Raw genomic sequence first — 15,966 nt, 5'->3', positions numbered from 1 at the left:
CTCTATATATTTTATAAAACTGCAAAGTCAAGCTGATTTTTTCTGCTCAAAATAGCCCAATATTTGATCCAGTTTTTCTATGAATTCAGAGTCCGGTTGCCAATGATAGACTCCTTGCTGAACCTGTCCATTCATCCCGCGCAAATACAGATAGGTTGCGCCGCCCAAGTGCTGCTGAATCGAATAACCCTGCATATTCGCACTCAGGTACCGATGCAGTGCCACCAGATACAGAGCGGCCTGCAACCAGTAACTGGACTGGCTCATATTCTGCTGAATGGCTTCAGCGCTATAGTGCTGCTGATCAGGTCCGAGGAAGTTACTTTTATAATCGGCAATCTGGTAGCGCTGGCCATCGAAATACACCAGATCGATGGAACCGGTCAAATACCGCGCCGATTTGGCCTCATTAAAATCGCTCATGATCATGTCATGTTCGAGAAAAAGCTGATGGATTTGCCGAATCTGCAAAGGGGCATCGGTCAAGGACAGATAAAAAGGGAATTCTGAAAGATACTGTTTAGCCTCCAGCTGTGCCAAGGCAAAATCTGCCTGGATCGGAGTGGCCAGAATGTCATGTACCCAGTCATGCATCAGGTTCAGCAAAATATCTTCTGTAATTTCGTCCAGCAATCCCTCAAAAGCAGTCTGGAAAATACTTTCCACATTCAGCGATTCAGTGCTTGCAGAGCGTGTGAGCTGAGCTATTTCCTGTTCAAAAAACTGGATAAAGGAGTCATCCTCCAGCCCATCGAAATACACTTGAAACTGACCTAAAAATTCTAGCAGAGCTGAACGCTCGAGCTGCTGTTCCGAGTGAAACAGCTGCTGCCCTTGCTGGCGATAAGCTTCACTTTGATCATGCAGGCGAATTCCGGTCAATAACTTATAGTTCAGGCTGGACAATACGCGCTGCATACTATGACGCAATTCCTCTGCTTTGAAATCTGCCTGAGCTGTGGCCTGAAACAGGGTTCGCAGATTCACCACAGCAGCCTGATAATGCAGGGAAAAGGCCTGTTCCAGCACACTACGTATATGAAAAGCCTGTTCAAATTTTTCTTTCAGTTCCTGCCAGATTTGCGGTGCGGTATTTTTAAAACGGCGCCGGATTTCCAGATTCCAGTAACTGCTGTCCTGAAAATCAATATGTTCAAAAATGCTGTGCAAGAATGTTCCGGCTACGGTGCCTTTAGGAAAATTCAGCCTAATCCAGTCTAGGGGCACAGCTGCTGGCTGTTCTTCCAGACCGGTAAAATGAATTTCATCGGCAGCACTATCGGGCTGTTCAGAAGCCGTGACCAGATCGTCCTGCAAGACATGCGCATGTAGCTGATGCTGTGACAAAGCCGTAAAACTGGTTTTGGTTCGCGGATAAAACTGCCGCTCTGGCAAAGGTTGCGCCCGCATGTCGACCTGATGATGGCTCGACTGCTCGACCAGACGCGGTGGTTCCTGAGACAGCGGCTGCTCGACCAGACTTAGAGCATGTTCGAAGATGGTATTTCCCTGACCACGCCAGAAGGCCAGCCCGGAATCGGACTGTGCGTTCTGATCTTGCAGCATGGCATATACCCGGTGACTGGCACGGGTCAGCGCCACATACCAGAGCCGGTGGTTTTCGGCAGCATTACGCGCTGCATTCTGCAGAATCGCCTGCTCATGTAAATTCTTATGATTGACTGCAATCACCCGGGATTGTTCCAGAATATTGTCCTGTTCAGGTGTAGACAGGGAAAAATTCAGATTGCCTTTATTCACATCAAAAGCAGCATCTGCTCCCAATAAAAACACCACTTTAAATTCCAGCCCCTTGGAGGCATGAATGGTCATCAGCTGCACCCCATGATCCCTAGACAGCTTGCGTTCTTTTTCGCTGTCCTTGCCTGAAGGTGACTGAAGCTGGCGCAAATACCAGTGATAGAGTTTTTGCGCCCCCTGATAATATTCGCTCTGCTGGCTCAGCATCTCGGTCAGATGGCGCAGATTGACCACCACCCGCTCATTGTCCAGACTTTGACTGGCCACCAGATTGGTCCAGACCTGAAACAGGTTCAGTGCATAATTCCATGCGGTCAAAAAGCCTTTCTCAAACCACATTTCCCGAATGATATCCAGATCGGCAATATAGCGACTGAGGCCTTCACTCTGGCTTTTCAAATCAATCAATTTTTTCAGATTGAAGCCTAGCAAACGGGTTAGTAAAGCCCGCTTGACCTTGGCTTCATTGAAAGGATCCATAATCGCCGTCAATACGGCTGCGACATCCTGAGCGATTGGACTGGCGAACACGCTCTGTTTGGATTCTTTATAGCAGGGAATGCCCATACGTTGCAGACGCTGCTTCACCTGTTCCAGAGCAAAATGTCCAAACCCCAGTACGGCAATATCATCTGCGCTCAGGCTTTGCTGATGCTCTTGCTGCTGAAAGTACAGTTGCTGCTGGGCAGACTGATTCAGCAATGCACGGATTTTCCAGGCCACCTGGTCTGCCTCCAGGTCCGATTCACCTAGCTGAATCCATCGTAAAGGCTGCGGGTTGATCCTGCCCATATCGACCAGATCTGGATGCGGGCGACTACCGGCCTGAATCAAGGTGTACTGCACCTGTTCGCCAAAATCCATTTGCCGCTGGAACAGCGCATCAACCACTTCTACGAGTGGTTTGACTGACCGATGGTTCTGCATCAGGGTATATTCGCGGCCCTGTTTATGCAGCACATCGGCATGTGCCTTGTTATAGGTGAGCATATCGCCGCCACGGAAACCGTAAATTGCCTGTTTCGGATCACCGACCATAATCATGCAGCCGGACTGCACCCGGTTAGCATCACGCCAGATCTTGGCCAGCAAATCATCCTGATCCTGATTGGTGTCCTGAAATTCATCGACCAGAATCAGCGGATAACGTGCCTGTACAAACTGGGCAAAACGCTGTCCCTGCTGGCCTTGCAATGCTTCCGCCAATGTACGAATTTGCTGGGAAAAAGTGGTTTCACCCTGCTGCTGCAAGGTTTGTGGCAAACGGGTCTGCACACTTTGAATAATATGAAATTCCAGATAGGTTGTAAGCTGTTGCAGCTGCTCATCCAGATACTGTTTGACCTCGCACAGCGCATCAATTGCCACGATCAGACTATGTTGCAAAATCAGCTGCTGCTCTGCATCCGGACAGCTTTTGTTAAAGACCTGAGTGGTCGGCTGGAAATCGGTTTTCTTGCGGCGCAAATGGCACAGATTCAGTAAAATCGGCTGCAATTCAGCATCAAAGAAACTCATGCCACCCTGATTTTTCAGGGCTGCGCTCCAGGTCATAAAGTTTTCACAAATTTCGGTTAACTTGGTCAAAAAACTCTTGTGAAAATACTTCGGACTTTCCTGACAATAACGCCGCATGACGGCAAGATCATGCTCCTGAATACTCACTAATTGACTGATGCAGGCTTCCAATTTGTTCAGGTCACATTCAGCCAGTTCGATCTTGCGGAAATGCTGCTTGCTGAAATTCAGGGCATCACGCACCAGCCCGGTATAATGCTCCACCGGTTTCAGCAGATTTTGAACATACAGATGATTGACCATATATTGCGGCTGCTGCTGAATCCAGTCACGCAGCACATCATGAATCAGCTGCTGAATATACAGATCCTGATCTTCGGTCAGTTCTGCACGTTCAATCTTGCCACTTTCAAAGGCAAATTCACGTAACAGTTTCTGGCTAAAGCTGTCCAGGGTGCCGACAAACAGTTCATCCAGCTGGTTTAGCACCAGACGTAAACGGCGACGGGCATAATCCAGCCGTGAACCATAATCTTTCAGTACCTGCTGAAATAAAGGATCGGTTTCATTCTGGATTTTTGCTGCGATTTCAACTGAATTGAGCTGCTGATGACGCTGGATATAAGCCAGCGTTTCCTCGACGCGAAGCCGTACCCGGTTTTTCAGTTCAGCCGTGGCCTTACGGGTAAATGTCGTCGCAATCACCTGATGCGGATAATACTGGTCCAGAAAAATCCGCACCATCAGACTGGATAGCGTATAGGTCTTGCCGGTGCCTGCCGAGGCTTCAATCCAGTGTAGGCCCCGAAACTTCATGTCCTGAATCGGATTGGTAGAAATGGCTGTTTGCGTCTGCTGCTTTAAGAAAGTCATACGGCTATTTCACCCATTCCAGATGTTGATGAATTGGTGCATACAGGCCATGGGCAAAATCATGACAGCAGTTTTGCAAGGCCAGATCCGGATCCTGATCTTGCAAAATAAATTGCCAATCCTGATGCAAGACACTAGATTCATTCGAAGTCAATGGCTTAGCTGTTTTAGGACTATAACTGTTGTTCCAGGCTTCCAACAATTCCTGCATTTCCACAATGGTCATTTTACCCTGTTCATTCTCGGCCCACTGCCACTCTTTTTTCATCAGTAATTCTGCCGGCAAGACCAGCGGCTGCTGTTGACCAATTTCCCAGGCCTTTAACCAGAGCTGCAAATACTCATGTGCCTTGCTCGAACTCAAGCCAGAAAACTTCAGGGTTTTATTACTGAAAATGACAATGCGCTCCAGTTCTGGTGAGCGTGCATCGTCATTCAAGTAAGCCAGCCATAGCAGATACTCCAGCCAGATCTGGGCACGGCGTTTTTCCGAGGCCGAAGAGGATTGCATACTCAGCCAGTAGCTGCTGTGTGGAACCTGAGGCACGTTTATATGAATGATCAGTTCAGGACTGAACTGCAGGGATTGTTGGGTGACTGGCGTCAGTTCTTTGCCCAACTGTAGCAAACGTTCTTGCAATAACTGCTGTTCCTGCTGGCTGCCCAGCCAGGTGGCTTGCTGGGTTTTGCCCACCGGCAAACGGTCTAGCATCAGGTTTGGCTCAATCTCCTGCTCTTGTTGTAACAGGAAATCCCGCACCTGATACTGTTCCAGCTTGTTCAATAATAAGGGTTCCCGGGAACTCGGCAAATCGGCATAGCGAATCGTGGAAACCCCGACACTTTTCAGGAATAGACGTGCCGGGAAAATCATATCGCGGATCCATTCATCACCTTTGAGTACCCGGATTTCTTTTTGTTCTAGTGCCGGATAATGTGCATTAATCCAGCTGCTGCGTTTGCCTTCGGCGCTGCGGATATATTCTGCCACTGCAAACCACTGATCCTGATAACGTGGTGTCTGCATATCTGCGAATCCGGCTGGATCAAAAGGCTGCAAGGGATGTACATGATAAAGCTGCTGGATATGTTGAGCGACCGATAGACCATGAATATCCACCATCGGATCGACTTCGACATCCGGCTGTTCAGACTGGCAGATCAGCGCGATATGCTGAACCAGTTCCTGCAAGGCAGTGGATGGATCGCGAGCCTCACCATCCTCCAGATCAAAGCCATTATAGAACAGCCATAGATTTTCCTGTGCCAGCAGCAAGGCATCCAGAAAAGCGCCCTGCTCGTCATCCAGACGGGAACGGTCACCGAGTTGCGGCTTCAGGCTGCGCATCAGGTCAAACGGAACCTGTTGATTACGGCTCGGAAATTTACCGCTATCCAGATTCAGCATCACCACCAGTTTATAAGGCAATGGCCGGATCTGGCCAATCTGGCTAAAGGTAATCTGCCCGGTCGGTTCGGCCTGATCCAGCTGCATCTCCAAGGTATTCTGAATTTCTTCCAACACATAAGGCAGAGGCAAACTCAGTGCCACCAGTTCCTGACTGGCATGTGGATCATCCTGATCATGATAATCGGCCAGGGTCAGCATCCGCATTTGCTTGTCGATAATTTCGGCAACGGTTTTGAGCGATTCTACTCCAGCGTCACGAAATTCATTCAGATCGGCGCGCAGATATTCCAGCCAGGTTTTGACTGGCGTGCGTTGTCCAGTTTCATGTAAAGTCAGCCAGTCACGGCGCTGTACCAGATCTTGATAAATCCGGATCAGGGTGGATATCAAGGGAAAATCACTGGTCAGAACCTTGGCATAACTCAAGGTGTCCTGAAACAGGGTATGTTCAGGAATCGCCAGACCCAACGCCAGACGGTCCAGGGCGAATTTAAAGCTAAACCGGTAATCCTCATCGCCTGCGCTCAGACTTTGCTGTAAATGCTGCTGGTCCAATCCACGCTTGAAGCCAGCATCTGTCAGCAATTGTAACATCCGCTCTACCTGACTATAGTCCAGACCATAATACTGCTGGGTCGCATTCAGGCTGAGCCAGTCGGCAAAGTCCTCAATACTGAAACGGCGCCGTACCCACTGAATCCGGCCCAGTACCGCGCGCCAGGCATTGCTGACATCCAGACGCGACACCCCGGCAATCTGGATCGGTAAATACAGGTTATCTTTTTGCAGGCGTTTGCTGCCGGTTTCGCGCTCACGCGGTGGTGGCGCAAAGACACTGCGAATTGCCGGTTCCAGTTCTTTCAGACTTGGCGTCAACACCAGAATATCACTGGGCTGACGCGGCGCTTCTTCATTGCCTTGAGCCAGCCAGTGAATCAGTTGTTCTTTGAGAACTTCCAGCTGACGTAATGAAGAATGACAGACATGAATCTGTACCGAATCATCATCAGGGCTTAAAGCATATTGATGCTGCTCGGGCTCGAGCAAATACAGGATATCCGACTGGATTTTGGCCAGCAGCCTGTCCTGATATTCATCCACAAAGACATCGGCCCAGAGACCCTCTTCCCCCGAAGACAGTTTAGAGAGTAGAGAAAAATGATCCCGTGCCTGCTTGCCGAATCGGGTCAGGAGCGGATGCCGCGATTCCCGGTCTTCGGCATTAAAGTTCAGCTGCTTGATCCTGAAATCTTTTATTTCCGCATCATTCGGTTTACGTTGACGGGTTTTTTCAAAACGCTGAATAAAGCGCTCTTCCCGCTGCAAATCAAATCTGGCTTTCCAGTCCGGATCGACACTGTCGGCCCAGTATTCCTGCGAGGGGTTGAAGTGAAAAATATAGATATCAATGTACTGGCCCAGACGGCGTAAAAAATCCAGCTGGCTCGGTGGCAATTCTAACAGGCTAAACACCACAATCTGTGCCGGCAGTCGTTTCAGAGCTTGGGCCCGGGTCTCTGCATTTTCCAGCCGATCCCAATACAGGCGTTCAATCTCCAGGATTTTGGCATAGTCATCCTGAAATACATGCTGCCACAACCAGCGTTGCCAGGCTTCCAGTTCACGCGCCTGAATCTTGACAAAATCCGCCACCTGCATCTCATGGCCATTTTCATCTTTGGGGCTATAGATCATCTGTTCGATATCAAGCGCAATATCCTGTCCCCAGGCCTCGAGCCAGTTACTCGGACAACTGCAGTTGTTTGGAGGACAGTTACGCGCGCAATAACCGCGATAATCCATATAATGACTGAACAAACGTGACACCTGCTCCGCCACCCAGTATAGCATGCTCTGTTTTTTCAGCTGTTTTTCTGTGCCCTGTTCCAGCCGGTCGGCACTGTCATAAATCCGCTTCACAATGGAATACAGTGGATGATCGACATCTAAAGGAATCTGTTCAGGCAGAATGCATTTTCGCAGCGCCTGAAACACGCGCCATTTGATGATAATGCGCGGAATATTGGCTTCACGGACCTGCTCTACTTCTTTGGGAGCATTCAATACCCACTGATAAGAGGTCCATTGAAAGGCGCGAATCCGGTGATGAAACTGGGTATTGGCGCTAATGCCTTTTTTCTCGGCAATTTTCTGGGTCAGCCAAGTTTCTACAGCCGGAGATGGCACAATAAAATGCCGGGTTTGTAACACCTCAAATGGATTCCGGGCAGTCTGGTTGACAATACGCAGCATACTATCCAAAAGCACATCAATACGTTGACTCTGAATAACATGGATGGCCATTGGTTCCCCTGAACTGCTGAATGTGGTTCTTACTACAAAACGATAAAGATTATTTACTATACATCCCGAACGCGCTATGACACTTTAAAACCACACTTCAGTCGAAAAATTTCTTTGAAAAAAGCATCTTAAAGATGCTTGAATAGAAAAAACAACATAGAGCTTAGGTAGTGCCCATGAAATTAGATAAAATTCCTGAACGTCTCGATCCGAGCCTAGATTTAGAACAAATCCGCGCCGAGTGCCTGGAACTCACCAAAAAACGCGCCTATTATTCTGCCGGTGCTGCGGTTATTCCAGTGCCGTTTATGGACGTGGTCATTGATATCGGTATCTTGTCGCAATTGATTCCCGAGATCAATGCCCGCTTCGGCCTGTCCCCTGAGCAGATCAGTGTCTATGATCCAAAAACCCGTCAGGTGCACTGGAATGAGTTGCGTAAACGCGGCGTAGAATTTTCTGGTCTGGTGGTCGCACGTACGGCAGTTAAAAAATCTTTGAACAATGTTGCAGCGAAAGTGATCACAAAGCAAGTCACAAAATTCATTCCGCTGGGCGGCCAACTGGTGGCGGCAAGTCTGGGCTATTTTGTCATGAAAAAGATTGCTGAAGCACATGTAGAGGAATGCTACCGTGCAGCTAAAAATATCCAGCAAAAACAGGTGGCGCAAGGTTAAAATCCGGGTGAGCTGAATTTTTGCAGCCCTCTAGATACTCTTACTTCAGGCAGATTATTCTGCCTGAAGCTGTTTTAAAATAGCCTTTAATACTTCGACCCGTGCGGTATGTTTATCATCAGACGCGATAATGTGCCAAGGCGCTTCCTCGGTCGAAGTATGTTCAAACATATCGGCTGCCGCTTTCAGATAATCGTCCCAGCGCTCCCGGTTACGCCAGTCTTCTTCAGTAATTTTAAAACGCTTATGCGGTGTATCTTCACGCGCCTTGAACCGTGCTGCCTGTTCCTCTTTAGAAATGGCCAGCCAGATTTTCACAATCACCGTTTGATGCTTGACCAGGCTCTGTTCAAAACGGTTAATTTCCGCATAAGCTCGCTGCCATTCTACCGGACTAGAAAACCCTTCTACCCGTTCTACCAATACCCGACCATACCAGGAACGGTCAAAAATGCAGATATCATCATCGGTTTGCAGCTTGGTCCAGAAGCGCCATAAATAAGGACGGCTCAGCTCATATTTTTCTGGTGCGGCAATGGTATGAATTTCATATTCACGTGGATCCAGTTTTTTGACAATCCGCTTGATCGCGCCGCCCTTGCCAGCAGCATCCATGCCCTCAAACAGAATTACCACATTACGCGAATCGGAACGCATGGCTTTGGCGACCTTCGCGGTTAATTTTTTTAGTTCCGGTTTGTAATCTTCTGGCTGGGCTTGAGTCTTGGAAGGATGTTTTAACTGCTCGGGAATCTTGGCCTGTTTCCATCTTCCCTTGGCTCTGGCGGGATGATCCGGACAATGTTTCAAGGCACTCAGGATATACTGGGCAAATTGCTGGTCGCGCTGCTGCTCATCTTCGCCATCAATAATGAACCAGTCCTCGGTAAAGCGCTGACGCAGGCGCTGCAAGGTGTCATATTCTTTGCGATTGCGCCAGTCCAGACCATGCAGTTGATGCCAGTGAGTTTCACTCGGATCCATGGCATCCAGACGTTTTTGCAAGACTTTCCAGGACAGGTCAAACCAGACCTTGATCACATCGACATGGTTATTTTTCAGGTCCTGTTCAAAGGCCTGCATCTCTTGCAGATATTCATCAAACTGTGCATCACTCAGCGGGCTTTCAGCTTGCATGGCACTGCCAAGCAGATCACTGTACCAGTTACCAAACAGCACCATGATCTGGCCTTCGGCAGGAATAAAACGTGCATAAGGTTGCCACAAGGTCTGCTTCGGGCCGGCTAGCTGAGGCTTATCGGCTTTCACACGCAAATAGCGCGGATCGACCCATTCACGTAACTGTTTAACCGCTTCACCCTTGCCGGCCAGTTCAATGCCATTCACCAGAATCACCAGACTTTTGGCATTTTTCTGGCCCCGGGTCTTTTTTAAATTATATTGGGCATCAATCAGCTCGACAGACAGCTGATCTTCATCCATTAACTGAAATTGTGGTTGTTCCATACGCATCTTCAACCCTGATCTTTTATTCTGTTTGCAGTATAGCGAGGAGTTTCAGCGCAAAAATAGCTCTGGCAACGTTTTTCACACGATTAAATTGGCCATTTAAACAACAGATTGACATACAAATGCCCGATCTCTGTTCAATTTGTCATAGCAGGATTGTCCGGCAGCCTCTAAGATTCTTGCATCCTCCAATCATAATTGAAGCCTCATGTCCAAACTTGCCGTACTCGATGATCTGTTAGCGCATTATTATCAACTGGCTTATCACACCCGGCCTGACATTTTAAGCCGTTTACAGGATGTGCAGGCCTGGCAGAAAGTCCGCATGCAGCGCACCCATCGCGCCCATTTTGCTGAAAAACAAAACCTGTTGATGTCCGAATATTTCCTGAACCGTCTCTACGGCGGTGCTGACTTTGATGCGCTGGCAGAACAGATTGCCCGGCTGATGAAATATGCGCATAAAGCAGAAAAAGTTATTCCGGAAAATGCCATTAAAACCGGCACCTCAGGCGTAGAGCTGGCTATTCTGGCGGTACAACTGGATGAACAGGTCGCGATTCAGTTATTACAGGATTATCATCCACATGAACCGCTAACTGACGAGATGATGCGCCTGACCTATTTGAAGCTGGATCAGGGTGAAGCACGCCTGAAACAGTTGGCTCTGCTGGATCAGCTCGGTATGAGTCTGGATAAATACATGCGTTCATTTGTGGTCTATACCGCCTTTAAAATGTGTAAGGGCGCGGCGAATAAATATAACTTTCAGGTAATGTATGAATTTATGCAGGATGGTTTTCTGGCCATGAAGCCACTCAAATCGGCAGAAAAATTTGTACGCACGTTCACTGCCACCGAATGCCAGATTATCGAGAAAGTACATTCTGGCGATCCGCTACCATTTCAGTAAATACCCGATGAGTATTTCTGCCAAGCGTGAATTTTTCTGTATATTATTCATAACAATTGCATCATGATTGCTGAATAAGCCTTTAGAATCTGTCATGATGCAGACAATGCAAGATTAACCCGATTGATATGTTAGGAGTGACTCCAATGTCGAATGAAAATACAACGCCTACCCCTACCCCCGAGTCGGCACAACAGACAGACAAAGTGAGCCCATTCTTAACTGAACCCCTTCCACAAGGCACTCCGCAAGGTCAGCAACAATCTTTAGAACAACGTCTGACTGACACGCCTGTGACGGGTACTGTGCCCAAATATAATCTGCCACGCGGTGCCAATACGGGTAACGTCGGCTCAACCACGCACTTCGGCTATCAAACTGTAAACAGCGAAGAAAAAGCCCAGAAAGTCGCAGAAGTGTTCCACTCTGTAGCGAGCAAATACGACATCATGAATGACTTGATGTCTTTTGGTATTCATCGCCTGTGGAAGCGTTTTGCAATCAATATGTCAGGTGTACGCCGTGGCCAGCATGTGCTGGATATCGCGGGTGGTACTGGCGACTTGGCTAAAGTCTTTAGCCGTGAAGTTGGTCCGACAGGTCATGTGGTACTGTCTGATATTAACGAATCGATGCTGAATGTCGGTCGTGACCGTCTGATTGATGCGGGCTGTACCAATGTCGATTTCGTTCTGGCCAATGCCGAAACCTTAGAACCATTTGCAGACAACAGCTTCGATCTTTTAACGATTTCTTTTGGTCTGCGTAACGTGACCGATAAAGATGCTGCACTTGCTGCAATGTACCGCGTCCTTAAGCCAGGTGGCCGTTTACTGGTTCTAGAATTTTCTAAACCAGTGTTTGAGCCATTCTCTAAGCTGTATGACCTTTATTCGTTCACGGCATTGCCAATCATGGGCAAAATCATTGCCAATGATGCAGAAAGCTATAAATACCTGGCTGAATCGATTCGTATGCATCCGGACCAGCGCACCCTGAAAGGCATGATGGAAAATGCCGGCTTCCAGAATTGTGACTATCACAACCTGACTGGCGGGATTGTTGCAGTTCACCGCGGTTTCAAACTTTAAGGTTCCTTGCCTATGTGGTCAATTCTGGCACTCGGTGCTATTGAACGCGTGATTCATCATGTGATTGATCTGGATGCCATTACCCGCATCCAGCTGAATGCCCTGTCCGGTAAAATGCTGCGGGTGGTAATCGCCTCGCCGCAGCTTTCGGTTGATGTGTTTTTTGATGAAGGTAAAGTTCGTCTGGAACCAACGGCAACCGGTCATACCGAAACACCTTCAGTCTTTGAACAACGTCCATTTGACGCAAGTTCCTTGACAGTCACCGAAGCGACCGCAACCTTGCAGGTCAGCAATGTGGTGGAATTACTCAAGCTGCTGCTTTCCGATGAAGTCGGTAATATCCCCCTACAAGGCGACTACAAGTTATTGCAGGAAATCCAGCGCATCATGCAACAGGCGGAACTGGATCTGGCGGCGCACTTAAGCCCTTGGGTTAGCCCGACACTGGCACATGAAATTGGTAAATTGCAACTGCTGCCCAAGCAGCTAAAACGCACCCTGCAAAGTCAATTATTTTTTGCCGAAGATGCCTTAAAAGAAGACAGCGGTCTGTTTGCCCCCCGCTGGCAAATGGATGACCTGAATCAGGACACCCGTATCCTGAATCAAAATTTAGATCGGGTTGAAGCAAAAATCCATCAGCTTCAGGCTCAAATTGATGCCTCCAACAATTCTACTCAAGACTAGGTACACAGCTTTATGATTCCGCATGTTTCACGTTTACTCGAACTTTGGCGCATCGCCGCGCACTATCGACTCGACACGTTGTTTCCTGCGGAAGAATTACCAGAAAAATCCCGGCATGTGCTGTCCCTCATCCGGATGCATCCGGATGCCTGGTCCAGTCGTGAACGTAAAAATCCGCTCAAGCTGAAACTGGCTTTAGAAGAAATGGGGCCGTTGGCGATCAAGCTCGGTCAACTGCTCTCGACCCGCCGTGACCTGATTCCACCTGAAGTTTTACAGCAACTGGTGTTACTGCAAGACCGGGTCAAGCCATTTGATAATGACGTGGCCAAGATGCGCATTCAGGAATCCCTGAAAGCTGATGTAAATACCCTATTCGCGCGTTTCGATACCCAGCCACTGGCTGCAGCTTCGATTGCTCAGGTGCATACGGCTGCCCTGCATGATGGCCGTGAAGTGGTGGTTAAAGTCACCCGCCCGAATATTCGCCAGCAGATTTTGCAGGATTTTGAAATTCTGGAATGGCTCGGTCAATTTCTGGAAAAACGTCTGGAAGCAGCACGTGCCCTACATTTATCAGAAATCATTCAGGATTACCGCCAGATTATTCTGAATGAGCTGGATCTGACGCTGGAAGCAGACAATACCCGCCGTATGCGCCATCACTTTACCGGCTCGAGCATGATGTATGTGCCAGAAATTTACATGGACAGCAAAGACGTGCTGGTGGCCGAGCGCATTACTGGGGTGCCGATTTCAGATATCGCGACCTTTGACCGGTTGGGCATGGATCGTGCCGATCTGGCGCGTAAAGGTCTAACCATCTTCTTTACTCAGGTCTTCCGCGATAACTTCTTCCATGCTGACATGCATCCGGGAAATGTCTTTGTAGAAACCATCAATCCAGCCAATCCGCGTTTTATTGCGCTGGACTGCGCGATTATGGGCGAGCTGTCCAAACACGACCAGATGACCGTAGCACGCATGCTACTGGCGGTCATGAACAGTGACTTTATGCAGCTGATTCAGGTGGTGCATCAGGCTGGCTGGATTCCACCGGGGACTGATCAGGATGCTTTGGCACGTGAAATGCGCCGCAGTGTGGGGCCGATGGTGTCCAAACCGATGCATGAATTGGACTTTGCCGGCATTCTGATTGAAGTGATGGATATCGCGCGTCGTTTCCATCTCGAAATTCCACCTCAATTGATGTTGCTGCTAAAAACTTTGGTGCATGTCGAAGGTCTGGGAACCGACTTGTATCCTGAACTGGATATCTGGAGTCTGGCTAAACCAATTCTGACGGACTGGATCAAGGCCCAGATGAATCCGCAAAAGAACCTGAAAGAACTGGGACAGAAAATCCCGGATCTGCTTTTAGGGGCGCAGGATTTACCGACCCTGATGATCGACAGCTTAAACGGTTTAAAAAACCAGTCAGCTTGGCATGCCAAACAGCTCAATGAATTACACAGCATGCGCCTGCAAATGGAACATCAACAGAAGCGTAGCTGGATGTTCGGCAGTGTCATGGCCATTCTGCTGGCGATTGCAATTATTTCACCATGGTTTGTGTCGGTGATTCTGATTGTGCTCGCAAGCATGCTTGCCGTCTGGCGGATTACTAAATAAATCTCCGTGATTTTAGAACATGATAAAAAAAGCCTGAAATGATGCAGGCTTTTTTTATGTCTTAAAGATGAGGATGACTCCAAAGTCACCTTAGGACATATCTTGCCATTGGGTCTTCGGACCTATCGCTTAAAATAAGCACACATTTGGCTAGTATAGGTTCAACCATGGTACAGATTTTACAAAAACGTGCGCCTGCGCTGACGATTCGTGCTGGCCATCTGGCACGTGAGCTGATTCTGGAACAAGGTTTGCAACCCGAACAGGTCGATATTGTACCTGGTGCTGCAGGTGGCCCCAAAGGCATCGGTATTCAGGGATTGGATCAGGCGATTTTTGGTGAGTTTTTTCCACGTGCACCTCAGCGTAGAACTTTGGTGGGTTCTTCGATTGGTAGTTGGCGCTTTGCCAGTATGGCTGCACATGGTGCTCAACAGGGAACCGAACGCTTAGCTGAACTCTACACTAACCTCTATTTTCATAAAAAAATGACCCGTCAGGATGTCAGCGACATCTGCCGTGGCATGCTGCTGGATCTGGTACAAGGCAAAGAAAACGATCTGGTCAATCATCCGGATTATCATCTCGCAGTCATTTCAATTAAAGCCCAGCACATTTTCCAAAGTGACAAGGCATTGCCATTAATGGCTTCTGTAGCTGGAATTCTTGGAACGACCGCAGTCGCGCGCCGGCACAGCCGTCATTTCATGCAACGTGTGATCAGCCAGCCGAATACGGGTGAGCAGTTTAAAATCGCTGAAGATGGATTTACCACGCATTATCATGCACTGACCCAACAGAGTGTGTTGTCTTGGCTGATGGCTTCAGCATCTATTCCCGGGGTAATGGCGGCAGTAAATAATATTCCGGATGCACCGCAAGGTTATTACCGCGATGGTGGTTTAATTGACTATCACATTGACCTACCCTTCCAGAGCAAAGGCATTGTACTTTATCCGCATTTTACTGACAGCATTACGCCGGGCTGGTTTGACAAGTTATTTAAACGCACCTCAAATCCGGAAAATCAGGCACGAACTTTGCTCATATCTCCATCACAGGAATATTTGCAAAGTTTACCTTTAGGCCGTTTGCCAGACCGTAAAGATTTTACGTTAAAAGGTTTGGATCAAACCCAGCGGATTCAGCTCTGGAAGCAATGTATTGCTGAAAGTCAGCGTCTGGGCGATGAATTTCTGGAGCTGGTCGAGAAACAGAATTTTGCCAACCTGATGCAAGCCTTGTAATTGGCCGCAGCTGCCCGATTATTTGTATAATTGCCTTCATTTTTTGAGCTGTTGAGATTTATGCAGAAGTTTTTAGTGGTCCTGCAATATGCCTGCATTGCCTTTGGTCTTTATCTGATCTATAGCGTTGGCATGTCGCTATATACCCAGCAATTTGAGCTGATGGAACTGGTGGCCGATATTGGTACGATTCTGATCTGTATCGACTTGGGGGTGTTTTTATATACCAGTAAAGGTAAGCCCGGCATTAGCATGGAAGAATATGCAAAACGACTGGAACAGCCACCGTCGAAACTGGTTTATGTCACACGAAAAATGGGGCATCTCGGTATTTTGCTGATTATCACCAGCTGGATTGTGCCGATAATCAATTCATAAC

The 15,966-nt window shown here is 48.2% G+C and carries 10 protein-coding genes; 7 read left to right on the top strand and 3 right to left on the bottom strand.

What is annotated here, in order from left to right; translation table 11 throughout:
• Positions 1 to 27: 27 nt before the first annotated feature.
• Together MWG72_RS11400 and MWG72_RS11395 are read right to left on the bottom strand one after the other, a co-directional pair.
• Positions 28 to 4,152, bottom strand: coding sequence for a UvrD-helicase domain-containing protein (locus MWG72_RS11400; protein WP_247144080.1), 4,125 nt, complete (start codon positions 4,150 to 4,152; stop codon positions 28 to 30).
• A gap of 4 nt (positions 4,153 to 4,156) precedes the next feature.
• Positions 4,157 to 7,867 carry an exodeoxyribonuclease V subunit gamma gene (locus MWG72_RS11395; RefSeq protein ID WP_247144079.1) on the bottom strand — a complete coding sequence of 1,237 codons (3,711 nt, stop codon included), beginning with the start codon at positions 7,865 to 7,867 and terminating at the stop codon, positions 4,157 to 4,159.
• 176 nt (positions 7,868 to 8,043) lie between these two features.
• Between MWG72_RS11395 and MWG72_RS11390 the strand changes: the two genes are divergently transcribed.
• Entirely contained in the window at positions 8,044 to 8,544 is a 501-nt protein-coding gene (locus MWG72_RS11390; protein ID WP_247144078.1) for a hypothetical protein, read from the top strand.
• 54 nt (positions 8,545 to 8,598) lie between these two features.
• Here MWG72_RS11390 and pap read toward each other — a convergent pair whose 3' ends face one another.
• Positions 8,599 to 10,017 (bottom strand): polyphosphate:AMP phosphotransferase, encoded by a 1,419-nt coding sequence (pap, locus tag MWG72_RS11385; protein ID WP_004729341.1) that lies wholly within the window; start codon positions 10,015 to 10,017, stop codon positions 8,599 to 8,601.
• 205 nt (positions 10,018 to 10,222) lie between these two features.
• On the opposite strand from pap, the gene MWG72_RS11380 reads away from it, so the two are divergent.
• The 6 genes from MWG72_RS11380 (at position 10,223) to MWG72_RS11355 (ending at position 15,965) form a co-directional block, all read left to right on the top strand.
• Positions 10,223 to 10,927 carry a DUF8198 family protein gene (locus MWG72_RS11380; protein WP_247144077.1) on the top strand — a complete coding sequence of 235 codons (705 nt, stop codon included), beginning with the start codon at positions 10,223 to 10,225 and terminating at the stop codon, positions 10,925 to 10,927.
• Positions 10,928 to 11,073: 146 nt separating this feature from the next.
• Positions 11,074 to 12,018 (top strand): bifunctional demethylmenaquinone methyltransferase/2-methoxy-6-polyprenyl-1,4-benzoquinol methylase UbiE, encoded by a 945-nt coding sequence (gene ubiE, locus MWG72_RS11375; RefSeq protein WP_004647333.1) that lies wholly within the window; start codon positions 11,074 to 11,076, stop codon positions 12,016 to 12,018.
• 12 nt (positions 12,019 to 12,030) lie between these two features.
• Positions 12,031 to 12,708 carry a ubiquinone biosynthesis accessory factor UbiJ gene (locus MWG72_RS11370; RefSeq protein WP_005102869.1) on the top strand — a complete coding sequence of 226 codons (678 nt, stop codon included), beginning with the start codon at positions 12,031 to 12,033 and terminating at the stop codon, positions 12,706 to 12,708.
• Positions 12,709 to 12,720: 12 nt separating this feature from the next.
• Entirely contained in the window at positions 12,721 to 14,340 is a 1,620-nt protein-coding gene (locus tag MWG72_RS11365; RefSeq protein WP_247144076.1) for an ABC1 kinase family protein, read from the top strand.
• Between the two features lie 167 nt (positions 14,341 to 14,507).
• Positions 14,508 to 15,587, top strand: coding sequence for a patatin-like phospholipase family protein (locus tag MWG72_RS11360; protein WP_247144075.1), 1,080 nt, complete (start codon positions 14,508 to 14,510; stop codon positions 15,585 to 15,587).
• A gap of 60 nt (positions 15,588 to 15,647) precedes the next feature.
• Positions 15,648 to 15,965 carry a hypothetical protein gene (locus tag MWG72_RS11355; protein ID WP_180184494.1) on the top strand — a complete coding sequence of 106 codons (318 nt, stop codon included), beginning with the start codon at positions 15,648 to 15,650 and terminating at the stop codon, positions 15,963 to 15,965.
• Position 15,966: the final 1 nt, after the last annotated feature.

Source organism: Acinetobacter lwoffii, assembly GCF_022967985.1.
GTDB lineage: Bacteria > Pseudomonadota > Gammaproteobacteria > Pseudomonadales > Moraxellaceae > Acinetobacter.
The sequence above is the reverse complement of the archived record's forward strand: the minus strand, read 5'-3'. Positions and strand labels throughout refer to the sequence as shown.